Raw genomic sequence first — 22,283 nt, 5'->3', positions numbered from 1 at the left:
GTAGCACGCAGGCAACGTTCGAGCCCATCAGCCGCCATGCACCCACCGCTGGTGCAACCAACGCGCTAACGCATCCAGCGCAAACCCCAGCACCCCAATCACCACCACCATCGCCATCAACTCCGAATACGCCAGGCGATCACGCGTATCGAGGATGTAATACCCCAGTCCCGCACTGACCCCAAGCATTTCGCAGGGCACCAGTACGATCCACAGGATGCCGATGGCCAGGCGCACGCCGGTCAGCACATGGCCGACGACGCCAGGAATGATCACCCGACGCAATGTCTCCCAACGCGTCGCGCTCAAGCTCTTGCTCAACTGCAACCAGCGCGGGTCGAGCTGACGCACGCCCGCTGCGGTGTTGAGCATGATCGGCCAGACAGCGGCAAAGGCCAGAAGGAAGTAGATAGGCTGATCGCCCACACCCATCAGCATCACCACGATCGGCATCCAGGACAGTGGTGAAATCATCCGCAGAAACTGGAACGCCGGCGTGGTCGCCGCCTCTAGGTTACGCGAACTGCCCACCAGCAACCCGAGGGGTACGCCTACCAACAACGCGATAAACAGCCCGACGAAAATACGCTTCAGGCTCACGGCGATATGCAGGTACAACTCACCCCGCCCGAGCAATTCCCACAAGCTGCTGGCGGTGGCCTCCAGGGAAAAGCGCGCCGATAGGCCATCAGCCTCGCCGAACACGTTCACGCCCAGCCACCACAGCACCAACAAACCCGCCAAGCCAATCAGCCCCAGCCACCAGCCGGGGATTCTGCTGTTGTTCAAACGCCGATCTCCTCGTGCCGCTCATAACCATCCGGCAAACCGAAGGTCTGCATGCCACCCACGGCTTCGATCGCGTTGCGCACGAAGCGGTCGTCCACCAGGTCCTTGGCCACGAAGGCAGGGTCCAGGCCTGCGAGAAACTTCTTGTCGCCTTCGATCAAGGTGTCCTTCAAGCGCCGCACCAGTTCTTCGGTGTAGCTGGGGAACGGGTACGGTTGGAAGTCGATGCGGTGCTCGTCCCAGTTGGCGTGCTGGATCGCGCCGTCGGCCACGTAGGAGGCGCGGTCGCTGGCCGCCGGCGCCAGGACTTTGCTCAACACCGGCTCGGCATGGGGCGTGTAACGGTTCGGGCCATCCTTGGACAGCAGCTTCACTGCCTCTTCACGGTTGTCGCGGGTCCACACCTGGGCCTTGACGATGGCGTTCACCACCTTCTGCGACCACTCCGGACGGTTGGCCAGGTCGTGCTCGTGCATGAACACCACGCAGCAGGCATGGTTTCGCCACACGTCACCCGTGAAGCGTTGCACGCGACCGACCTTGAGGTTTTCTGCCAAGGCATTGAACGGCTCGGCGACGATGTAGCCGTCGATGCGTTTGCTCGCCAAAGCCGGAGGCATGTCCGAGGGCGGCAACACGATCAGGTTGACCTCATTGGCAGCAATCGAACTGCCGGTGGCACGGGTGACCGGCGTGAGGCCGTTATCGCGGAACAGTTGCTGCACCACCACGTTATGGATCGAGTACCAGAACGGAATCGCCACCGACTTACCGCCCAGTTGCTTCACGTCGGTAATGCCTGGGGATACGGTCAAGCCCGAACCGCCCACATGGTTCCATGCCACGACTTTGGCCGGGACCTTACTGCCGTAGCGCGCCCATACGGTCATTGGCGACAGCAGGTGTATCACGTTGACCTGGCCGGAGATAAACGCCTCGATCACCTGGGCCCAGCTACGCAACAACACCGGGCGCTCGGCCTTGATGCCTTCGGCTTCGAACAGGCCGTTGTTGTGGGCAACCAGCAGTGGCGTGGCGTCAGTGATGGGCAAGTAGCCGATGCGGACCGGCGCGTCGGGCTCATTGGCGGCGCGCGCCTCCAGGCTGCTCAACAGGGGCAAGGCGCCCGCGGCACTGAGCACGGCAGAGAGCTTGAGAAAGTCACGGCGCGAGTGGGTCAGGTCATCCAGACACATGGGTAAACTCCTGTTGTTCAAGGGGGTTGGGTTGAGGGCGGCTCGCCTGCCGTAAGGTTTTCAAAATCTCGATACGCAGCGCGCCAATGGCCTCGACCTGCTCTTCCCGAGGGTGCGGCAGGTCGATAGCCCACTCGCCCAACGTCCGCGCCGGGCGGTTACCCAGTAGCAGGATGCGGTCCGACAGCAACAGCGCTTCGTCGATGTCGTGGGTGATCAATACGGCCGCCGAGCCTTGCTCACGATTGACCTTGAGCAACAGGTGCTGCATATCGGCGCGAGTCACTTCATCGAGCGCGCCGAAGGGCTCGTCGAGCAGTAACACTTGTGGCTGACGCGCCAGGCAGCGGGCCAGTGCCGTGCGCTGTGCCATGCCACCGGACAATTGCGCCGGGAACTGCTGACGCGCAGGCTCCAGCCCCACCGCTGCAATGGCGTGGTCAACACGACGGCGGCGTTCTTCACCACTCAAGTGCGGTTGGCGAGCGAAATCCAGGCCGAAGGCAACGTTTTTTTCCAGGGTCAGCCAAGGCAACAGGCTCGGGTCTTGAAAAGCCACCACCACGCGCGGATGCGGGCCGCTCAACGGCTCGCCCAATACCTGCACGCGGCCAGCCTGAGGTGCCTGCAAGCCGGCTAGCACGCGCAGCAGGCTGGATTTGCCCACGCCGCTCGGGCCCAGGATCGACACCACTTCACCCGGTTGCAAGTGCAAGTCGAAGCCTTGCAACACCGGCCCGCTGCCATACCCCAGGCAAATGCCCTGGGCCGTCAATACCGCCTGGCTCATAGATTGGCCTGGCGGTGTAGCTCGGTACGCAGTTGCACCAGGCTGGGCGTTACGATCGGTACAAAGGCCGACTCCCGCCAGCGCCGGGCAAAGCCGCTGCCGTGGGCGGTCAGGTAGGCCTTGCCACCGCTGGCTTGCAGTTCAAGCTGCACAGCGCTGGCGGCGGTTTCGGCCAGCGCGATACGCAGCTTGAACAGCGGTATCGGCTCGGCGGTAAAGCGCCCGGCCAACAGCCCGCTTTTAAGCTCGCTGACCAGATGATCCAGGGTCACGCGCAGGGCTTCCAACTCGTCGCGCAACACGGTGCGACTGGCGCCCAAATGGTGGGCTACTTCAGCCAGGGAACGCCGCGCCAAACCAATCGACATGCCGCACTGCAAGCCTAGAAACGCCGGGCGTACCGCCGGTAAAAACTTGCGCGCATCCTCGTGCAGCAACCATTCGCGACTCAGCTCCACGCCTTCCAGGCCAAGCGCTGCGGTGTTGCTCGATTGCAGCCCGAGCAGCTCCAGGTCGCGGGAGCGCTGCAACCCGGCCACCGAATCCGGAATCGCCAGGATAAATGGCGCGCCGCCCCCTGCATGCTCGATGGCCGCCGCAGCGACAAAGCCATTCTTGCGCAAGTTGGTCACCCAGTGCAGGCGACCGTTGAGGGTCCAACCGTGGTCGTTGGGCTCGGCGCTGATCTGCAACGACTCGATACCCGACAGAAACTTCATCGCATTCGACAGCCCGGTGGCCCCAGCCAACTTGCCGCTGAGCAGGTCAGGCATCAGTTGCTCGCGCAGACGCTGATTGGGACTCTGCAGCAAGTACTCGATAAACGAGCGCTGGCCCCAGCACACAAACGCCGCCGCCAGGGAATGGCTGGCTACATTGGCGATGGCCTCGACCGCACCCGCCACGTCACCGCCCAGGCCGCCCAACTGGGTGGGTACACCGATTTTCAGAATATTGGCTTCTGCCAGCCGCGGCAGCACTTCCTGTGGATCGCAACTGCCCACGTCCAGGGCCTGCGCTTGAACATCGAGCCAACGGCTCAAGATTGGGTCAAGCATTCATGTTTCTCCTTTTACAGCGGGTGGGCCAACGCCAAATCAGTTGGCCGGTTTTTCCCAACGGTATTGCGCCAGCTCCGGGTTCAGCGGGGTACGGGCAAACACGTTGGCGAAGTTGCACAGGGTTGCCAGGCTGACCCCCAGGATGACTTCCAGCGCGTGGCCGTCGGTGTAGCCGGCGGCGCGGAACGCCTCAAAGCCCGCGTCACTCACATCCCCACGGGTGGCGATCACCTCACGCGTAAAGGCGGCGAGTGTCTCATAGCGTGCGTCAGGCAACTCACCCCGGCGGCGCAAGGCCTCGATCACCTCCTCGGGCAGCTTCGCTTTGTTGCGGGCAACCGCGGTGTGGCCAGCGACACAGAAATCACAACCGTGGCTGGTGGCGGCAATCAATTGCACCACTTCACGGTCGGCCAGGCTCAGTTCTGCCTTGGCATTCAAGCCGGAGACGGTGATGTAGGTTTCCAGCGCGGCCGGTGCGTTGGCCAGTACGCCCAGCAGGTTAGGAATAAAACCCGAGGCTTTGAGCGCGTTTTCCAGGAAGGGTTTGGCGGCTTCCGGTGCGGTTTCAGGCGTGAGCAACGGTACACGGGACATGAAGTGGACTCCTGTTGGGTTTCAATGCCCCAGTCTGTTGGTTCTAAAAAAAGCGCTCAATAGGCTAAAGTAGCGATTACTTGCTCTTGAGTCTTTCCATTAGATGAATTCGTCCGATGTACTTGTCGATTGGTTATTAGATAGCCTCGAACTCAACACCAGTTTGTTTCACGTCGGCCGTTATTGCGGTGACTGGCACGCGAGCACCCACGGCCTGGCACAGGCAAGCTTCCATTTGATTGTGCAAGGCGAATGCTGGCTGCATATCGACGGCGATCCAATGCCCCACCACCTGAATAATGGTGACGCGGTGTTTCTGCTGCGTGACTTTGCTTTTCGCCTGTCCGGCCAAGCCACGGCAGCCGGTGCCCAGGAGTGCCCACGCCGTGCGATGCTGCCCCTCGACAACACGGCCACCGACGGTGTGGGATTAGTCTGCGGTTTCTTTCACTTTCAATCCGGCTTGTCGACACTGATCGTCGACACCCTGCCCAGCTGGATCATCCTGCGCGCCGGCGACCCGTCGCTGACGGCCGCACGCAGCCTGTTCGAGTTGATCCTGCACGAATGCGCACGCACGCCAGCGCCCTCTTCCGCGCTGCTGGAGCGCCTGTGCCACCTGCTGTTCTTGTATGTATTGCGCCAGCAAGTACTCGACAACACCGAGCTTGGCGGCTTGGCGGCGCTGGGCCGGGCACCGGCGTTTGCGCATTTGCTGGAACAATTGATCGCCCGCCCGGCCGAGCCCTGGAGCCTGGAAAGCATGGCGGCCTGTACCGGGTTGTCGCGCTCGGCGTTTTTCAAGCGCTTCAGCGAATTGTGCGGGCAGTCACCCGGGCAAGTACTGCTGATGATCCGCATGCGCCACGCCTGTGGGTTGCTCAAGGCGGACCAGACCGTGGCCGAGGTTTCGCTGGCAGCCGGGTATCAATCGGTGGCGGCGTTTACCCGAGCCTTTCATAAAGTTACCGGGCAACAGCCTGGCGCCTATCGCAGGGCGCAAGCCTAGCCTTGTAAACCGGTGCCGGGCCGGGCGCACAACTGCACCAGCCAATCGACGAACACCCGCACCCGCTGCGACAATTGCCGATGGGGCGGGTACAACGCAGTCAGCGCCATCTTCGGCACGGCCACATCAGGGAGCACCTGCACCAGGGTGCCCTCGGCCAGTTGGCGCAGGGCGTGATAACGAGGTGCCTGGATCAGCCCGTAGCCGGCTTCGCACGCAGCGAAGTAACCCGCGGAGCTGTTCACGGCAACCACTTTCGGCAGGTTGATCGGATGCAACTCGCTGCCCAGCAGAAATTCCAGGCCAAACCGTTTACCGCTGGCACGGGAAACATACTCGACCATTTGGTGACCCGCCAACTGCTCCAGGCAGGTGGGCGTGCCCATGCGTTCAAGGTACGCGGGGCTGGCCAGCGTCAGTTGTTCCATCATCGCCAAGGGCCGCGCCACCAGCGATTCGTCCAAGGCCGGACCGCCCCGCAACACACAATCGACGCCTTCGCGAATCAAATCCACTGGCCGATCATTGAGGCCGATCTCCAACTCGATCTGTGGGTACAACGCGGTAAACGTTGGCAAAGCCGGAATGACAATCAAGCTCCCAATGCCTGAGGGCATATCGATGCTCAAGATGCCCCGAGGGTTCTGGCGCCGCGTGGAGAACACCGCCTCGGTTTCCTCAAGATCGGTCAGCAACTGCACGCAACGTTGATAGTACGCCGCGCCATCCAGGGTCGGGCTGACGTGGCGCGTGGTGCGCTGCAGCAGTTGCACGCCGAGATGGGCCTCCAGTTGCTTGATCAGAATTGTCACGGAGGCGCGTGGCAATTGCAGGCTGTCGGCGGCCTTGGCAAACCCGCCCAACTCGACAATCCGAGTGAACACGCGCATGGCGTTAAAACGATCCAAGAGAATGCTCCTGTGGGAGATTGTTTAGATATTACGAACAGTGATAGCATTTTTAGCGGGTTTATCTGCATTTTTTCAAGGGTAACAATGGGCTCCTCATCACCAGGAGCTTCCCTATGCACACTCGACAACTCGGTAAAAACGGCCCGCATGTATCTGCCATTGGCCTTGGCTGCATGGGCATGACCGACTTCTACACGCCCGGCAGCGATACCACCGAAGCCACCGCAACCTTGCACCGCGCCCTAGAGCTGGGCGTCAATTTTCTAGATACCGCGGACATGTACGGCCCGCACACCAATGAGCAACTGATCGGCAAGGCTATTGCCGGCAAGCGCGACCAGGTGTTCCTGGCCAGTAAATTCGGGATTGTGCGCGACCCTGCCAACCCCATAGTGCGCGGGGTGAATGGCCGGCCCGAGTATATCCGCAACGCCATCGACGGCACCTTGCAACGCCTGGGGGTGGATACGCTGGACCTGTACTACCAGCACCGTATCGACCCCGACGTGGCCATCGAAGAAACCGTGGGTGCCATGGCCGACCTGGTAAAACAGGGCAAGGTGCGCTATCTGGGCCTGAGCGAGGCGTCCGCCGCTACTCTGGAACGGGCGCATAAGGTCCATCCCATCAGCGCCCTGCAAAGTGAATATTCGCTATGGAGCCGCGACCAGCAAGACAATGGCTGCCTCGCGGCCTGCCAGCGCCTGGGCATCGCGTTTGTGCCGTACAGCCCACTGGGCCGAGGCTTTCTCACCGGCGCCTTGAAGAGCCCGGATGATTTCGGCGCCGATGATTACCGACGCTTCAGCCCGCGCTTTCAGGGTGAGAACTTTGCGAAAAACCTGCGGCTGGTAGAACAGGTCAAGACGCTGGCGGCAGACAAAGGTGTGACGGCCGGGCAACTGGCGCTGGCCTGGGTCTTGGCTCAAGGCGATTACATCATCCCGATTCCCGGCACCAAGCGGCGCACCTATCTGCAAGAGAATGTGGAGGCGCTGTCGATTTCTCTCAGCGCGGACGAACTGGCTGCGCTGGATGCGATCTTCCCTGCCGATGCAACCGCAGGCCTGCGTTACCCCAAGGACGTGCTGGCCATGCTGGATATCTAGTGCCTGCTGGGAGCCCTTGTCCGGGCCGTTCTCAGCGGGATTGACGAACGGCCTGCCGACGCCCGTGCAAAGCGCGGGCGTCAGACTATCCTCACAGCTCCTAGTGTAAAAACCGCCACACAGGAGGTGTGTCATGCACGCGACTGAGCATTCGGTCCGCTTGGAGCAGATCAGTCAGGAACGCTTCATCCACACGCCGATCGAGGCGGTTTATGACTATGTGACCCAGCCCGACCGCTGGCACGAGTGGCACCCCACTTCCCTTAGCGCCGACACCGGCAACACCGGCTCATTGCCGATCGGCACGCGCTTTACCGAAATCATCGACCTGCTGGGCATACGCGTCCCCATGAGTTACCGCGTACAAATCGCCCGCCGCCCCAGCGAGTTCAAAACCGTGTTCACCTCCTTGCCGGTTGATGGTTCCATTCATTACTACTTGCGCGCTCATCAGGGCGGCACGCTGTTCAAGCGGGTGCTGACTTATGAAACCGAACTGCAACTGGCGTCTTTGCACGAGCGCATGGTCGCGTTGTCGGCGATTGCGTTGGACCGGCTCAAGCAGCGACTGGAAAACCAGCGCTTCGTATAATTTAGAAACATTACAACGGCGTCACATTGCAAACATACCCGCAAAAGCAGGGAGAATGCCCGGCTTATCGCCGCGCCTTCAGTGAGACCCACGATGAAAACCCCATTGCGACTGGCCCTGCTCAGTGCCTTGTTCACCACTACCTTGGCCCAGGCCGCCGAGTTGATCCCCATCGACGTCCACCGCGACGCCAACTGCGGCTGCTGCAAAAAGTGGATCAGCCACTTGGAGAGCAACGGTTTCAAGGTCAACGACCACGTTGAAGCCGACATGAGCGCGGTGAAACAGCGTCTGGGCGTCGCGCCACGGCTTGGCTCCTGCCACACCGCGGTCATCGACGGCAAATTCGTCGAAGGCCACGTACCCGCCGAGCAGGTCCTGGCCTTGCGCAAACGCGACGACCTGCTGGGCCTTGCCGCACCGGGTATGCCCTTAGGCTCACCAGGCATGGAAGTGGACGGACGCAGCGAGGCCTATCAAATCATTGGCCTGACCCGAGACGGCAACGATGTGGTGGTAGCGGACTACCCGGCTCACTGACCGGTGTTGATGGGTTACCTGGGGCTGTTCGTCGCGGCATTTGGCGCCGCGACGTTATTGCCCCTGCAATCGGAAGCCGTGTTGGTAGGCCTGCTGCTCAGCGGGCATTACAACCTTTGGCTGCTGCTGGGCATCGCGACTTTGGGTAACGTGCTGGGCTCGCTGGTCAATTGGCTGCTGGGGCGCTCGGTGGAACGCTTCAAGGAACGGCGCTGGTTCCCGGTCAGCACCAGGCAGCTGGACAAGGCTCGCAGCCATTACGCGCGCTGGGGGCATTGGACGTTGCTACTCAGTTGGGTGCCGATTATCGGTGACCCGCTGACGTTGGTGGCTGGGGTGATGCGTGAGCCGTTGTGGCGTTTTCTACTGCTGGTAACCCTGGCGAAAAGCCTGCGGTATGGCGTACTCGCAGCACTGACGTTGCAGTGGGCGTTAATCCCCCGTTAATCGCGAGCAAAGAGCATCCGGGCATCTGTCTCGGAGCCAAAACCCATGCCTTTTATCCGTACATTGTGCGTAGCCGGTTTGTTTTCGGTCAGCGCGGCGCCCGTGTTAGCTGACACCTACGGTCCTGAGTTGCAGGGCTTTGCATACCCCTACCCTTTGAATCATTTTGCCTTCCAATCCCAGGGCAAATCCCTGCAAATGGGCTACATGGACGTCCCCGCCACCGGTACTCCAAACGGTCGCAGCGTGGTGCTGATGCACGGCAAGAACTTCTGCGGCGCCACCTGGGAAGGTTCGATCAAGGCGCTGAGTGACGCCGGTTACCGCGTCATCGCCCCAGACCAGATCGGCTTTTGCACCTCCAGCAAGCCCGACCACTACCAGTACAGCTTCCAGCAACTGGCGACCAACACCCATCAACTGCTGGAAAAGCTCGGCATTCAAAAGGCCACGGTGATCGGCCATTCCACCGGCGGCATGCTCGCCACACGCTATGCGCTGATGTACCCCCAGCAAACCGAACAGTTGGGGCTGGTGAACCCCATTGGGCTGGAAGACTGGAAAGCCCTCGGCGTGCCTTACCAGAGCGTCGACCAGTGGTACCAGCGCGAGCTGAAACTGAGCGCCGACGGTGTACGCAACTATGAGCGAAACACCTATTACGTGGGGCGCTGGAAACCTGAATACGAGCGCTGGGTAGACATGCTCGCCGGCTTGAACAAAGGCCCGGGGCATCTTCAGGTTGCCTGGAACTCGGCGTTGATTTACGACATGATCTTCACCCAACCGGTGTACTACGAGTTCAAGGACTTGCAGGTGCCCGCCCTGCTCCTGATCGGCACCAGCGACACCACCGCCATCGGCAAAGATGTGGCGCCGGCGGCGGTCAAGGCCAAAATTGGTCATTACGAGGTACTGGGCAAGCAGGTGGCCAAGCTGATTCCCCGCGCCACGTTGGTGGAGTTCCCCGGTCTGGGCCATGCACCGCAGATGGAAGAACCTGAGCAGTTTCATAAAGCCCTGTTGCAGGGGCTGAAGGCCCTTTAATTGCCACTTTTCGAGGTCCGCGTGCATGTCGATACAGATCGCAGTGTTGGATGACTGGCAAAACGTGGCCAGTGACGTGGTGGATTGGTCGGCGCTGGACAGCGTGGGCAAGGTGCATTTTCTCCACGACTACCCCGCCGATACCGCCACCATGATCGAGCGCTTGAAAGGGTTCGAGGTGATTTGCCTGATGCGCGAACGCTCAACCTTTGACAAACCCCTGCTGCAAGGGCTGCCCCAGCTCAAATTGCTGGTGACGGGCGGCATGCGCAATGCCGCCATCGACCTTCCCGCAGCCAAGGCCCTGGGCATCCAGGTGTGCGGCACCGACAGCTATAAACACGCAGCTCCGGAACTGACCTGGGCCTTGATCATGGCCTCTACACGTAACCTGCTCGCCGAAGCCAACTCACTGCGTGCGGTCGGATGGCAGGTCGGTCTGGGCGGCGATCTGCATGGCAAGACCTTGGGCATTCTGGGGCTGGGCAGCATTGGCCAGAAAGTCGCAAGGTTCGCCCAGGTCTTTGGTATGCGGGTGATTGCCTGGAGTGAGAACCTCACGCCCGAGCGAGCGGCGGAATCAGGGGTGACCTGGGTCAGCAAGCGCGAGCTGTTTGAGCAGGCGGATATTCTGACCATCCACCTGGTGCTCAGCGAGCGCAGCCGTGGCCTGGTGGATGCGCAAGCGTTGGGCTGGATGAAACCCACCGCGCGGCTGGTGAACACCGCACGCGGGCCGATTGTGGATGAGCAGGCGCTGGTGCAAGCGTTACGCAGCGGTCGTCTGGCCGGGGCGGCGCTGGATGTATATGCCCAGGAACCGCTGCCGGCTGACCATCCGTTTCGCCACTTGCCCAATGTACTGGCGACGCCACACGTGGGGTATGTGAGCGAGCAGAATTACCGGCAGTTCTATCAGCAGATGATCGAAGATATCCAAGCCTGGGCCAAGGGTGTGCCCATTCGCGGGCTCACCTGACGCACCACTTTAGTGCGTTATTTCACCCTGTCTTTTGGTAGGAGCGAGCTTGCTCGCGAAAAACGCCAACGATAACGCGGTCATTCTGGTTTTACTCGGCGGCCTTTGGTTTTTCGCGAGCAAGCTCGCTCCTAAAGAGGCAGCGCGGTATATCGATAAAAGTTTTTTGTCCTACAAAATCGGCTTGAAAACCCAGCAGGCGCTGGGATCTGTCCTAGACTCATGACCGATGGGTCCGTTCCAAAACAAAAACCCCGCAAAAAATCTAAACTTTCGAAACCTGCCGCTGGTCAAGTTTTAGGTAAGGGCGAGCACGCGCGCTTCAGGCCGAATGCCCGCTCATCCAATCTTTTTAAGCCGACGTCGCAACTGGCATACGCCTTGCCAGCTTGTATAGCGCTTGTGTGCCTGGCCGCAGGATGCGGTCACTCGGAGCCAATGGCAGCGGGCCATTAGCCAACCAACAGATGGGAGTGCATTATGATCAGTGCCGCAGTAGATACTCAGGGAGAGCGTTTTAGTCAGCCGGCAGGAGGGCCAAAGTCTTTGGCCGACCTGCCCAACACTGTGCGGCCGGTCGTGAGTCAGAATCCGAATCGAAAGAAAGTCTTGTTTGTCACCTCCGAGTTCGCGGACTTGGTGAAAACCGGTGGCCTGGGCGACGTCTCCGCTGCCCTGCCCCGCGCCATGGCCCACCTGCATGATGTGCGAGTACTGATTCCGGGTTACCCGCAAGTGATGGAAAGCGACAACCCGATTCATATTGTCGGTGAACTGGGCGGCCACGCTGCGTTGCCACCGTGCAAGATCGGGCGCATGGACCTCAAGGACGGCCTGGTCATCTACGTGCTGATCTGCCCCGAACTGTATGAGCGTGAAGGCACGCCCTACGGCGCCAACAACGGTCGCGACTGGCCGGACAACCATATCCGCTTCGCCCGTCTGGGCCTGGCCGCCGCCGACATGGCCGCCAACCTCGCGCAAATCCACTGGTGCCCGGACCTGGTGCATGCCCATGACTGGCCTGCGGGCCTGGCTCCGGCGTACATGCACTGGCGTGGGTCGCGCACGCCAACCCTGTTCACCATTCATAACCTGGCCTACCAGGGCGTGGTCAGCCTGGCCTCGACGCCAGAGCTGGGCATTCCGCCCCATGCCCTGCAACAAGAAGGCATGGAGTTCTACGGCAAGATGTCGTTTCTCAAGGCGGGCATGGCGTATTCCAGCCATATCACCACCGTGAGCGCCACCTACGCCCAGGAGATCACCACCCCGGAATTCGGTTGCGGCCTGGATGGATTCCTCGCCAGCAAGACCCAGCAAGGTCTGCTCAGCGGCATTCCCAACGGTATCGACGAAAGCTGGGAGACGTCCACCGACACGCATCTGATCCACAACTTCAATATCGGCGACTGGGAGGGCAAGGCTATCAACGCCGCCCATGTGCGCGAGTTGTTTGAGCTGCAGCCATCCAGTGGCCCGCTGTTCGCTGTGGTTTCGCGCCTGGTCTACCAGAAAGGCCTGGACCTGACCGAAGCCGTCGCCAGTTTCATCGTCGAAAACGGCGGCCAGATTGCGATCATCGGCCGTGGCGAGCCGGAAGAAGAACAGGCCATGCGCGAATTGGCACTGCGCTTCCCGGGCCAGGTGGGGGTACGTATCGGCTTCAACGAGACCGATGCGCGCCGCATGTTCGCCGGCAGCGATTTCCTGCTGATGCCGTCACGCTATGAACCCTGCGGCCTGAGCCAGATGTATGCGCAGCGCTTCGGCTCGTTGCCGGTGGCGCGTAACACCGGCGGGCTGGCGGACACCATTGAGGATGGCGTCACCGGCTTCCTGTTCAATGAATCCACCGTGCAAAGCTACGAAGAGGCGCTGCGCCGCGCCTTCAAGGTGTTCGCCTTCCCCGGTCTGCTCAACGCCATGCGCAGCCGTGCCATGACCCAGCCGTTCAACTGGTGCCAGGCCGTGGAACCCTACGCCGAACTCTATGAACGACTGGTGGCCAAGGCCTTGGGAAAATCGAACAAGTAACGACTGGAACAACTAAGGGAGGTCTTCATAGATGCCGTTACGGACTCTGGAAACCTGGCCCCACGGCGCAATCATGCTGGACGCGCACCGCACGCGCTTTGCGTTATGGGCGCCAGACGCATTTTATGTCAGCGTTGAATTGGAACAGGGTAAAACCATCGTCATGCTTCCCCAGGCCGGTGGTTGGTTCGAAGTCGAAGTCGCGTGCCCTGCCGGCACGCTTTACCGCTTTAATATCGATGGCGAAAACACGGTGCCCGACCCCGCTTCCAGGGCCCAGGCGCTGGATGTGCATGGGTGGAGCCGAGTAGTCGACCCCCTCGCCTATGAATGGCGCCACAGCCAGTGGCAGGGTCGCCCGTGGCACACGGCGGTGATCTACGAACTCCACGTCGGCGCCATGGGCGGCTACGCTGCCGTCGAGAAACACCTGCCCCGCCTGGCCGAACTAGGCGTCACCGCAATTGAATTGATGCCTTTGGCGCAATTTCCCGGCGAACGCAATTGGGGCTATGACGGCGTGCTGCCCTATGCGCCCCACGCCACCTACGGCACTCCCGAGCAACTCAAGCAACTGATCGACAGTGCCCACGGCCACGGTTTGGCCGTGATCCTCGATGTGGTCTACAACCACTTCGGCCCCGACGGCAATTACCTGGGCCAGTACGCCCAGGGGTTCTTCCAGGAGGACGTGCACACCCCCTGGGGCGCTGGTATTGATTTCGAGCGCCGTGAAGTGCGGGATTTCTTCCTCGATAACGCCCTGATGTGGCTGCTCGAATACCGCTTCGACGGCCTGCGCCTGGATGCCGTGCACGCCATTGACAACCCCGGGTTTCTACAGGAACTGGCACAACGGGTACGCCAGCAGGTGGACGGCGGACGCCACGTGTGGCTGATGCTGGAAAACGAACTGAACCAGGCCAGCCTGTTGCAGCACGATTTCGACGCCCAATGGAATGACGACTTTCATAATGTGCTGCACGTACTGCTCACCGGTGAAACCGACGCTTACTACAGCGATTTTGCCGAGCAGCCCACCGCCAAGCTGGCGCGCTGCCTGGCCGAGGGGTTCATCTACCAGGGCGAAACGACACGCCATGGTCATGCACGGGGCGAACCCAGTGCGGAACTGCCCCCCAGCGCCTTCGTCGCATTCCTGCAGAACCACGACCAGGTTGGCAACCGCGCTCTGGGCGAACGCCTGCACCAGTTGTGTTCGCCCCAGGCCCTGAAAGCCGCGACCGCCCTGCTGCTGCTGTGCCCCATGATCCCGATGCTGTTCATGGGCGACGAAGTAAATGCCGCCGAGCCCTTCCTGTTTTTTACCGACCATCATGGCGAACTGGCCGAGGCGGTGCGTGAGGGGCGGCGCAATGAATTTGCCGACTTCGCGGCGTTTCACGACCCCGAGCAACGCCAGCGCATCCCCGACCCCAACGCGCTGCAAACCTTTTTACAGTCGGTGCCCTCCTTCGTCGAGAACGACCACACGCAGCTCTACCGTCACCTGCTGAGCCTGCGTCACACACACGTGGTGCCGCACTTGCCCGGCACGGTGGCCCTGGGCGCGCAGGTGCTGGCTGACCATGCCGTCACCGCGCGCTGGCGTCTGGGCAACGGCCGTGTGCTGCAGATCGACCTGAACCTGAGTGAACAGCCCCTGGATCATCCGGCACCCCACCCGATTATTTTCCAAACGCCTGCCCAGCAAGGTGCGCACTTACCGCCCTTGAGCGCACGCGTTTGCTTATCCCCTGTTGGAGACATTCTTTGAGCGAAGCGAACCTGGAAATTCTCGCCAGCCGCGCAGGCCTGGCCGTCGATTGGATCGATGCCAACGGTCGCCCGCAGCATGTAAAGCCTGACGCCCTGCGCGCTGTGCTCAAAGGCCTTGGGCACCCGGCCGACAGCGATGCCGAGATCGACGCCAGCCTGCAGCAACTTGAGCAGGCGCAGCAAGACACCCACCTGCCGCCGTTGATGACCACCGACAGTGGTGCGGGCCTGGACCTGGCGCGTTATTTCGCCCCCGATACCCCGTGTCGCGTCAGCCTGGAAGGCGGCGAAACCCTGGAGCTGCGCCTGGACGGCGAGGCTGTGCTGCCCGGCGTGATCGCCCTGGGCTACCACCAGGTGCATATCGACGGGCAAACCTTCACCCTGGCCGTCGCTCCCAGCCACTGCTACAGCGTGGCCGACGCGGTCGACAGCCAACCCGCTCGTGCCTGGGGCCTCAGCGCCCAACTCTATGCCTTGCGCCGCCTCGGCGATGGCGGTTTTGGCGACACCCTGGCTCTGGAGCACCTGGTGCGTTCCGCCGCCGAGCGCGGCGCCGACGCTGTGGCGATCAGCCCGATGCACGCGATGTTCAGCGCCGACACCGAGCGTTTCAGCCCTTATTCACCCTCCAGCCGCCTGTTTCTCAACAGCCTGTATGCTTCGCCAGCGTGCATCCTCGGTGAACGTGAGGTGCGCAACGCCATCGAAGCTGCCGGGTTGGCTGACGAGTTGCATGCCCTGGAACAGCTCCCGCTGATCGACTGGCCGGCCGCCGCCAAGGCCAAGCAACGCCTGCTGCGCACACTGTATGAAGACTTCCGCCACGGCGCGCATCCCCAGCATGCCGACTTCCAAAGCTTCCGCCAGACCGGCGGCGAAGCCCTGGAAAACCACTGCCGCTTCGAAGCCATACAGGCCCAGCGTGCTGCCGCCGGTGAGGACCTGGACTGGCGCCAATGGCCCGAAGCCTGGCGCACGCCGCAAAGCCCGGCCCTGGCGCAGTTCGCCGAGGAAAACCGCGACGAAATCGGCTATTTCGCCTTCACCCAATGGCTGATCGCCCGTAGCCTTGAGCGCGCGCAACAAGCCGCCCGTGGCAGCGGCATGGGCATCGGCCTGATCGCCGACCTGGCGGTGGGTGCCGATGGCGGCGGTAGCCAGGCCTGGAGCCGTCAAGACGAACTGCTGGCCGACCTGACCGTGGGCGCGCCACCGGACATTCTCAACCGCGCAGGCCAAGGTTGGGGGATCTCTGCCTTTTCCCCAGAGGGCCTCAAGCGCAATGGCTTTCGCGCCTTTATCGAAATGCTGCGGGCCAACTTCGCCCATGCCGGCGGCTTGCGCATCGACCATGTGATGGGCCTGCAACGCCTGTGGGTGATCCCTCTGGGCGCGTCCCCCCGCGAAGGTGCCTACTTGTATTACCCGGTGGACGACCTGCTGCGTTTGCTCGCCCTGGAATCGCACCGCCACCAGGCCATCGTCCTCGGTGAAGACCTGGGCACCGTGCCTGAGGGCCTGCGCGAAAAGCTCAGCGCCCGCTCGATCCTGGGTATGCGTGTGCTGCTGTTCGAACAGAACCATGACGGCCAGTTCAAGCCCATCCTCGATTGGCCCGACAACGCCTTGGCCACCACCAGTACCCACGACTTGCCGACCCTCAATGGCTGGTGGCACAGCCGCGATATCGAATGGAATATCCAGCTGGGCCTGATCGATGCGCCCACCGTGGACCAATGGAGCGAACACCGCCTGCGCGAACGCCAGGCACTGCGCCAAGCCTTGAGCCAGGACCCGCAGAACTTCATCGATGAGATCCGCAACGACACCGACCATATGATCGACGCCAGCGTGCGTTACCTGGGCCATACCCGCGCGCCCCTCGTATTGTTACCCCTGGAAGATGCTCTGGGCATTGAGGAGCAAGCCAACCTGCCGGGTACCCTCGACACCCACCCCAATTGGCGCCGCCGCTTGCCCGGCGAAGCCGCCAGCCTGCTCGACAATGACAGCGCCGCGCGTCGCCTCGAACTGCTGGCCGTGGCGCGCAACCAAGCCTATGAGCGTGACCGATGAACGCACTGCCCCTGCGCGCCACCCAGCGCCTGCAATTTCATAAAGGTTTTACCCTCGATGACGCGGTGCCACTGGTGCCGTACTTTGCCCAACTGGGTATCAGCCACCTGTATGCTTCACCACTGTTAAGCGCCCGCGCAGGCTCCATGCACGGCTACGATGTGGTAGACCCGACCCGCGTCAACCCAGAGCTAGGTGGCGAAGCGGCGTTGCGTCGCCTGGTCGCCGCGCTGCGTGAGCACGACATGGGCTTGATCCTCGATATCGTCTCCAACCATATGGCCGTGGGCGGCGCGGATAACCCTTGGTGGCTCGACCTGCTGGAGTGGGGCCGCCTGAGCCCCTACAGCGAGTTTTTCGACATCCAGTGGCACTCCCCCGACCCGCTGCTCAAGGGCCAGTTGCTGATGCCCTTCCTCGGCAGCGATTACGGCGAAGCCTTGCAAAACGGCACGCTCCCGCTCAAGTTCGATGCCGCCCAGGGGAGTTTCTACGTCGAGCATTACGAACACCGTTTTCCGATTTGCCCCAGGGACTACGGCCTGATCCTGGGCAACGATGAGTTACTCAAACCGCTGGCCGAACGTTTCGCCGCCCTCGCCTATCAGCACGACGCCTACGCCGAAGCCACCACGCTCAAACAAGCCTTGGCCGAACGCGCCAGCGAGCTGCTACCCGCTATTGAACAACGCCTGGCCGCATTCGACAGTCGCCAGCCCGAGGGCTTCGAGCGCCTGCATCACCTGCTGGAACAACAGACTTATCGCCTGGCCAGTTGGCGCACCGCCGCGGACGACATCAACTGGCGGCGCTTCTTCGACGTCAATGAATTGGGCGGCCTGCGGGTCGAACGCACGGCGGTGTTCGAAGCCACCCATGGCAAGATTTTCGAGCTGATCAGCGCTGGGCTGGTCGACGGGCTGCGCATCGACCATATCGACGGCCTGGCTGACCCGCGTGGCTATTGCCGCAAATTGCGTCGGCGTGTGGACGCGCTGTCACCCGAGCGCCACTTGCCGATCTTCGTCGAAAAGATCCTTGGCGAAAGCGAAACTTTGCGTGAAGACTGGCAGGTGGACGGCACTACCGGCTACGAGTTCATGAACCAGTTGTCCTTGCTGCAACACCATCCCGAAGGTTTTGCACCGCTGGCCGAGATGTGGACGCGTCACAGCGAACGGCCTTCAGCCTTCAGCGAAGAAGCGCGGCTGGCGCGTCAGCAGATCCTCAATGGTTCGTTGGGCGGCGACTTCGAAAGCGTGGCCCAGGCCCTGCTGCAAGTGGCCCGCGATGACGTGATGACCCGCGACCTGACCCTGGGCGCCATCCGCCGGGCCCTGCAGGAACTGATTGTGCATTTCCCGGTGTACCGCACCTACATCAGCGCCAAGGGCCGCAGTGCGGCCGACGACAAGGTGTTCCAGCAGGCCATGGAGGGTGCACGCAGTACCCTCAACGAAGGCGACTGGCCGGTGCTCGACCATCTGGAACAATGGTTGGGTGGTCAGCCCTGGCGCAATCGCCCGGTAGGCCGGGCGCGCAAGATGCTCAAGCATGCCTGCGTGCGCTTCCAGCAACTGACCTCGCCCGCCGCCGCCAAGGCTGTGGAAGACACCGCCTTCTATCGTTCGGCGGTGTTGTTGTCGCGCAACGATGTGGGTTTCAGTACCGAGCAATTCAGTGCGCCGTTGGCAGATTTCCATGCGGCCAATCAACAACGCCTGAAGACCTTCCCCGGCAACCTGCTGGCCACCGCCACCCACGACCACAAACGCGGCGAAGACACCCGTGCGCGCCTGGCGGTACTCAGCGAGTGCGCCCCCTGGTATGCCGAACAGGTCGAGCACTGGCGCCGCCTGGCCGAGCCTTTGCGCGAGAGCGCCGAGAGCCCCTCGGCGGGTGATGAACTGATTCTTTATCAGGTGCTGCTGGGCAGTTGGCCGCTGGAGCCCAACCCCGATCTGGAGGCGTACCAGCAACGCCTGTGGCAGTGGCAGCAAAAAGCCCTGCGCGAGGCCAAGTTGCAGAGCAGTTGGAGCGCGCCCAACGAGGCTTACGAAAAGGCGGTGGAAGCGTTCCTCAAGCGCCTGCTGCTCAGTGAGGCCGGTGCGCCGCTGCGCAGTGCGTTGGACATCGCTGCGCAGGCCATCGCCCCCGCCGGCGCCCTGAATGGGCTGGCGCAAACCTTGCTTCATCTGACCGTGCCGGGTGTGCCGGATATTTACCAGGGCGATGAGTTCTGGGACTTCAGCCTGGTCGACCCGGACAACCGGCGCCCGGTGGACTTCGCTGCGCGGCAACGTGCATTGCAGGCACCACCGGACATCGGCGAACTGTTGTTCAACTGGCGCGACGGGCGTATCAAACAGGCAGTGATCGCCCAGGTACTGGGCCTGCGTAAAGCCTGCCCCGAGCTGCTGCGCCATGGCAGCTATACACCGCTGGAAGTGCTGGGCCAGCACGCGGAACGGGTGGTTGCGTTCTACCGTGAACATCAGGGCAGGCAGTTGCTGGTGGTGGTGCCGCGCTGGTCTTATCCGCTGCTTGAAAACGGGATGTTTCCCCAGATCAATGCCCAGGTTTGGGGCGATACGCGGGTGAAATTACCGTTCGCCGCCCCTGCACAAAACTGGAAGGGACTTTTTCAAACGGGCGTAGTCACACCCAACAAGGAGCTGTTGATCAGCGCTGCCCTGGGGGATCTCCCGGTCAATGTCTTTATCAATCCTGATAATCAAGAAAGCTGAAAATTTTCTGTGAGGAGTTTGTGATGAGTAAAGAAGACAAACGCATTCGCGAACTGGCGCATCAGATCTGGGAGTCTGAAGGCAAGCCTGATGGCGCCCATGATCGCCACTGGGAGATGGCGCGCAAGCTGGCGGAAGCCGAGGCGCTGACGCCGAGCAAGCCTAAACCGGCCGCCAAGCCGAAAACCGCGCCCAAGGCTGCGGCAAAGCCCAAACCTGCTGCGCCTGCCGCCGCCAAACCTGCGGCGAAGAAACCCGCCGCCCCGAAGAAGCCCAAACCGCCCGCCCCATGATTTCCCGGGCCTGCAGCACGCATTACGCGCTGCAGGCCCTTTTCCGTCCAAGCCATGCGCTGAAGCACCGTCAGTACGGCGGCGTTCGGCCCGAAAAAAGACCCCTTGCAGGAGCAACTCGATGAGCAAACCCGACAACACCACAGCGACGCCGGTTCATGAGCCGTCGCGGATCCGTGAAGGTTTGCCCTTCCCCCTCGGCGCCACCTGGGATGGCCTGGGTGTGAATTTTGCGCTGTTTTCCGCCAACGCCACCAAGGTGGAGCTGTGCCTGTTTGACGATACCGGCGAGGTTGAGCTGGAACGCATCGAACTGCCCGAATACACCGATGAAATCTTTCATGGCTACCTGCCCGATGCTCACCCCGGGCTGATTTACGGTTATCGCGTATACGGCCCCTATGACCCGGCCAATGGTCATCGCTTCAACCACAACAAGCTGTTGATCGACCCCTACGCCAAGCAACTGGTGGGCGAACTCAAATGGTCCGAAGCGCTGTTTGGCTACACCATCGGCCACCCGGACGACGACCTCAGTTTCGATGAACGCGACAGTGCGCCCTTCGTGCCCAAGTGCAAGGTCATCGACCCGGCGCACACCTGGGGCAACGACCAACCGGTACGAGTGCCGTGGGACCGCACGATCATCTACGAAACCCACCTGCGCGGCATCAGCATGCGTCATCCTTCGGTCGGCGAGTCGGTGCGGGGGACCTGCGCCGGTTTGATGGAAGATGACGTGCTCAAGCATATCCGTCAGTTGGGCATTTCCTCGGTCGAGCTGTTGCCCGTGCACGCCTTCGTCAACGACCAGCATCTGCTGGAAAAAGGCATGACCAACTATTGGGGCTATAACAGCATTGCGTTCTTCGCCCCTGACCCGCGCTACCTGGCCAGCGGCAAGATCGCCGAGTTCAAGGAGATGGTCGCGCACCTGCATGAGCAGAAGCTGGAAGTGATTCTGGACGTGGTTTACAACCACACCGCCGAAGGCAACGAGCGCGGCCCGACCCTGTCGATGCGCGGCATCGACAACGCCTCCTACTACCGGCTGATGCCCGACGACAAGCGTTTCTACATCAACGATTCCGGCACCGGCAATACCCTGGATCTGAGCCACCCGTGCGTGCTGCAAATGGTCACCGACTCCCTGCGCTACTGGGCCACCGAGATGCACGTGGACGGCTTCCGCTTCGACCTGGCGACCATCCTCGGTCGCTACCGCGACGGGTTCGATGAGCGCCACAGTTTCCTCGTGGCTTGCCGCCAGGACCCGGTGCTGCGCCAGTTGAAACTCATCGCCGAACCCTGGGACTGCGGCCCCGGTGGCTACCAGGTGGGCAACTTCCCACCAGGCTGGGTGGAATGGAACGACCGCTTCCGCGACACCGTGCGTGCGTTCTGGAAAGGCGACGATGGCCAACTCGCCGATTTCGCCGGGCGCATGACCGCCTCGGGCGAGATGTTCAACCACCGCGGGCGCAGGCCGTACAGCTCGGTGAACTTCATCACCGCCCACGACGGCTTCACCCTGCACGACCTGGTGTCGTACAACGACAAACACAATGAGGCCAACGACGAAAACAACCAGGACGGCAGCAATAACAACCTGTCCTGGAACCACGGTGTCGAAGGCCCTACCGACGACCCGGAGATCAACGCGCTGCGCCTGCGCCAGATGCGCAACTTCTTCGCCACTTTGCTGCTAGCCCAGGGCACGCCAATGATCGTCGCCGGGGACGAGTTCGCTCGCACTCAACACGGCAACAACAATGCCTATTGCCAGGACAGCGAGATCGGCTGGGTCAACTGGGACCTGGACGATGACGGCAAGGCCCTGCTCAAGTTCGTCAAGCGCCTGATCAAGCTGCGCCTGGCGTACCCGATCCTGCGGCGCGGGCGTTTCCTGGTGGGCGACTACAACGAAGACATCGGCGTGAAGGACGTCACCTGGCTCGCGCCGGATGGCAACGAAATGACCACCGAGCAATGGGAAGACAGCCAGGGCCGCTGCCTGGGCATGCTGATGGATGGCCGCGCCCAGGAAACCGGGATTCGTCGTGCCGGGGCCGACGCCACGCTGCTGCTGGTGGTCAACGCCCATCACGATCAGGTCAATTTCCGCCTGCCGCCGGTGCCGGAGGGCGAGTTCTGGACATGCCTGCTCGACACCAACGACCCGGCTGTGCGTGGCCAGGAACGCTTTGATTTCGAGCATGAGTACGCGGTCACCGCTCGCTCGCTGCTGCTGTTTGAACTGCAGCACGAAGGCGAGGTGTGA

At 61.8% G+C, this 22,283-nt stretch carries 20 protein-coding genes; 14 read left to right on the top strand and 6 right to left on the bottom strand.

Annotation, left to right across the window (positions count from 1 at the left end):
• Nucleotides 1-27: 27 nt before the first annotated feature.
• The 5 genes from RHM69_RS03505 to RHM69_RS03485 are packed head-to-tail and all read right to left on the bottom strand — an operon-like array spanning nt 28 to nt 4,433.
• Complete coding sequence (locus tag RHM69_RS03505) at nt 28-789, bottom strand: ABC transporter permease (protein ID WP_032902405.1); 762 nt, start codon at nt 787-789, stop codon at nt 28-30.
• Complete coding sequence (locus tag RHM69_RS03500) at nt 786-1,985, bottom strand: ABC transporter substrate-binding protein (RefSeq protein ID WP_060767719.1); 1,200 nt, start codon at nt 1,983-1,985, stop codon at nt 786-788. Before RHM69_RS03500 ends, RHM69_RS03505 begins: the two co-directional genes overlap by 4 nt.
• Nucleotides 1,972-2,775, bottom strand: coding sequence for an ABC transporter ATP-binding protein (locus RHM69_RS03495; protein WP_014718595.1), 804 nt, complete (start codon nt 2,773-2,775; stop codon nt 1,972-1,974). Before RHM69_RS03495 ends, RHM69_RS03500 begins: the two co-directional genes overlap by 14 nt.
• On the bottom strand, nt 2,772-3,833 hold the full coding sequence (locus RHM69_RS03490; protein WP_014718596.1) for an acyl-CoA dehydrogenase family protein: 1,062 nt from the start codon (nt 3,831-3,833) through the stop codon (nt 2,772-2,774). The genes RHM69_RS03495 and RHM69_RS03490 overlap by 4 nt, the downstream gene beginning before the upstream one ends.
• A gap of 39 nt (nt 3,834-3,872) precedes the next feature.
• Entirely contained in the window at nt 3,873-4,433 is a 561-nt protein-coding gene (locus RHM69_RS03485; protein ID WP_032902407.1) for a carboxymuconolactone decarboxylase family protein, read from the bottom strand.
• 103 nt (nt 4,434-4,536) lie between these two features.
• Here RHM69_RS03485 and RHM69_RS03480 point away from each other — a divergent pair, with 103 nt between their 5' ends.
• Nucleotides 4,537-5,442, top strand: coding sequence for an AraC family transcriptional regulator (locus tag RHM69_RS03480; protein WP_058409931.1), 906 nt, complete (start codon nt 4,537-4,539; stop codon nt 5,440-5,442).
• Here RHM69_RS03480 and RHM69_RS03475 read toward each other — a convergent pair.
• Nucleotides 5,439-6,350 (bottom strand): LysR family transcriptional regulator, encoded by a 912-nt coding sequence (locus RHM69_RS03475; RefSeq protein WP_058409930.1) that lies wholly within the window; start codon nt 6,348-6,350, stop codon nt 5,439-5,441. The two genes, RHM69_RS03480 and RHM69_RS03475, sit on opposite strands and share 4 nt — an antisense overlap.
• 116 nt (nt 6,351-6,466) lie before the next feature.
• Here RHM69_RS03475 and RHM69_RS03470 point away from each other — a divergent pair, with 116 nt between their 5' ends.
• From RHM69_RS03470 to glgX, 13 genes are all read left to right on the top strand, one after another.
• Entirely contained in the window at nt 6,467-7,462 is a 996-nt protein-coding gene (locus RHM69_RS03470; RefSeq protein WP_019817132.1) for an aldo/keto reductase, read from the top strand.
• Nucleotides 7,463-7,595: 133 nt separating this feature from the next.
• Nucleotides 7,596-8,054 (top strand): SRPBCC family protein, encoded by a 459-nt coding sequence (locus RHM69_RS03465; protein ID WP_200599718.1) that lies wholly within the window; start codon nt 7,596-7,598, stop codon nt 8,052-8,054.
• Between the two features lie 93 nt (nt 8,055-8,147).
• Nucleotides 8,148-8,594 (top strand): DUF411 domain-containing protein, encoded by a 447-nt coding sequence (locus RHM69_RS03460; RefSeq protein ID WP_032902412.1) that lies wholly within the window; start codon nt 8,148-8,150, stop codon nt 8,592-8,594.
• Between the two features lie 3 nt (nt 8,595-8,597).
• On the top strand, nt 8,598-9,041 hold the full coding sequence (locus tag RHM69_RS03455) for a YqaA family protein (protein ID WP_032872364.1): 444 nt from the start codon (nt 8,598-8,600) through the stop codon (nt 9,039-9,041).
• Between the two features lie 45 nt (nt 9,042-9,086).
• Nucleotides 9,087-10,088: an alpha/beta fold hydrolase gene (locus tag RHM69_RS03450; RefSeq protein WP_200599720.1), complete on the top strand. Its 1,002-nt coding sequence runs from the start codon at nt 9,087-9,089 to the stop codon at nt 10,086-10,088.
• Nucleotides 10,089-10,113: 25 nt separating this feature from the next.
• Nucleotides 10,114-11,067 (top strand): D-2-hydroxyacid dehydrogenase family protein, encoded by a 954-nt coding sequence (locus RHM69_RS03445; protein ID WP_200599722.1) that lies wholly within the window; start codon nt 10,114-10,116, stop codon nt 11,065-11,067.
• A 49-nt stretch (nt 11,068-11,116) separates the two neighbouring features.
• Entirely contained in the window at nt 11,117-11,293 is a 177-nt protein-coding gene (locus RHM69_RS03440; protein WP_234452054.1) for a hypothetical protein, read from the top strand.
• Between the two features lie 254 nt (nt 11,294-11,547).
• On the top strand, nt 11,548-13,104 hold the full coding sequence (gene glgA / locus RHM69_RS03435; protein ID WP_014718606.1) for a glycogen synthase GlgA: 1,557 nt from the start codon (nt 11,548-11,550) through the stop codon (nt 13,102-13,104).
• A gap of 31 nt (nt 13,105-13,135) precedes the next feature.
• Nucleotides 13,136-14,881: a malto-oligosyltrehalose trehalohydrolase gene (gene treZ / locus RHM69_RS03430; RefSeq protein ID WP_200599724.1), complete on the top strand. Its 1,746-nt coding sequence runs from the start codon at nt 13,136-13,138 to the stop codon at nt 14,879-14,881.
• A complete protein-coding gene (gene malQ, locus RHM69_RS03425) occupies nt 14,878-16,962 on the top strand; it encodes a 4-alpha-glucanotransferase (RefSeq protein ID WP_014718608.1) in 2,085 nt (694 codons plus the stop codon). The genes treZ and malQ overlap by 4 nt, the downstream gene beginning before the upstream one ends.
• Complete coding sequence (locus RHM69_RS03420) at nt 16,959-19,709, top strand: malto-oligosyltrehalose synthase (protein ID WP_200599726.1); 2,751 nt, start codon at nt 16,959-16,961, stop codon at nt 19,707-19,709. The genes malQ and RHM69_RS03420 overlap by 4 nt, the downstream gene beginning before the upstream one ends.
• Nucleotides 19,710-19,732: 23 nt before the next feature.
• The gene (locus tag RHM69_RS03415; RefSeq protein ID WP_003191595.1) at nt 19,733-20,002 is read left to right on the top strand and encodes a DUF2934 domain-containing protein; all 270 of its coding nucleotides are present in this window, start codon (nt 19,733-19,735) and stop codon (nt 20,000-20,002) included.
• A gap of 121 nt (nt 20,003-20,123) precedes the next feature.
• On the top strand, nt 20,124-22,283 hold the full coding sequence (gene glgX / locus RHM69_RS03410) for a glycogen debranching protein GlgX (protein WP_014718610.1): 2,160 nt from the start codon (nt 20,124-20,126) through the stop codon (nt 22,281-22,283).

This window comes from Pseudomonas sp. CCI1.1, assembly GCF_034348165.1.
Taxonomy (GTDB): Bacteria; Pseudomonadota; Gammaproteobacteria; order Pseudomonadales; family Pseudomonadaceae; genus Aquipseudomonas; species Aquipseudomonas paracarnis.
This window is presented reverse-complemented; position numbering and strand designations above follow the sequence as displayed.

Bases quoted from the DNA above. Each gene is read 5' to 3' on its own strand.
- RHM69_RS03420 (WP_200599726.1), top strand. From the start codon at position 16,959: ATGAACGCACTGCCCCTGCGCGCCACCCAGCGCCTGCAATTTCATAAA.
- RHM69_RS03465 (WP_200599718.1), top strand. From the start codon at position 7,596: ATGCACGCGACTGAGCATTCGGTCCGCTTGGAGCAGATCAGTCAGGAA.
- glgX (WP_014718610.1), top strand. From the start codon at position 20,124: ATGAGCAAACCCGACAACACCACAGCGACGCCGGTTCATGAGCCGTCG.
- RHM69_RS03495 (WP_014718595.1), bottom strand. From the start codon at position 2,775: ATGAGCCAGGCGGTATTGACGGCCCAGGGCATTTGCCTGGGGTATGGC.
- RHM69_RS03450 (WP_200599720.1), top strand. From the start codon at position 9,087: ATGCCTTTTATCCGTACATTGTGCGTAGCCGGTTTGTTTTCGGTCAGC.
- RHM69_RS03460 (WP_032902412.1), top strand. From the start codon at position 8,148: ATGAAAACCCCATTGCGACTGGCCCTGCTCAGTGCCTTGTTCACCACT.
- RHM69_RS03500 (WP_060767719.1), bottom strand. From the start codon at position 1,985: ATGTGTCTGGATGACCTGACCCACTCGCGCCGTGACTTTCTCAAGCTC.
- RHM69_RS03480 (WP_058409931.1), top strand. From the start codon at position 4,537: ATGAATTCGTCCGATGTACTTGTCGATTGGTTATTAGATAGCCTCGAA.
- glgA (WP_014718606.1), top strand. From the start codon at position 11,548: ATGATCAGTGCCGCAGTAGATACTCAGGGAGAGCGTTTTAGTCAGCCG.
- treZ (WP_200599724.1), top strand. From the start codon at position 13,136: ATGCCGTTACGGACTCTGGAAACCTGGCCCCACGGCGCAATCATGCTG.
- RHM69_RS03485 (WP_032902407.1), bottom strand. From the start codon at position 4,433: ATGTCCCGTGTACCGTTGCTCACGCCTGAAACCGCACCGGAAGCCGCC.
- RHM69_RS03490 (WP_014718596.1), bottom strand. From the start codon at position 3,833: ATGCTTGACCCAATCTTGAGCCGTTGGCTCGATGTTCAAGCGCAGGCC.
- RHM69_RS03470 (WP_019817132.1), top strand. From the start codon at position 6,467: ATGCACACTCGACAACTCGGTAAAAACGGCCCGCATGTATCTGCCATT.
- RHM69_RS03415 (WP_003191595.1), top strand. From the start codon at position 19,733: ATGAGTAAAGAAGACAAACGCATTCGCGAACTGGCGCATCAGATCTGG.
- RHM69_RS03445 (WP_200599722.1), top strand. From the start codon at position 10,114: ATGTCGATACAGATCGCAGTGTTGGATGACTGGCAAAACGTGGCCAGT.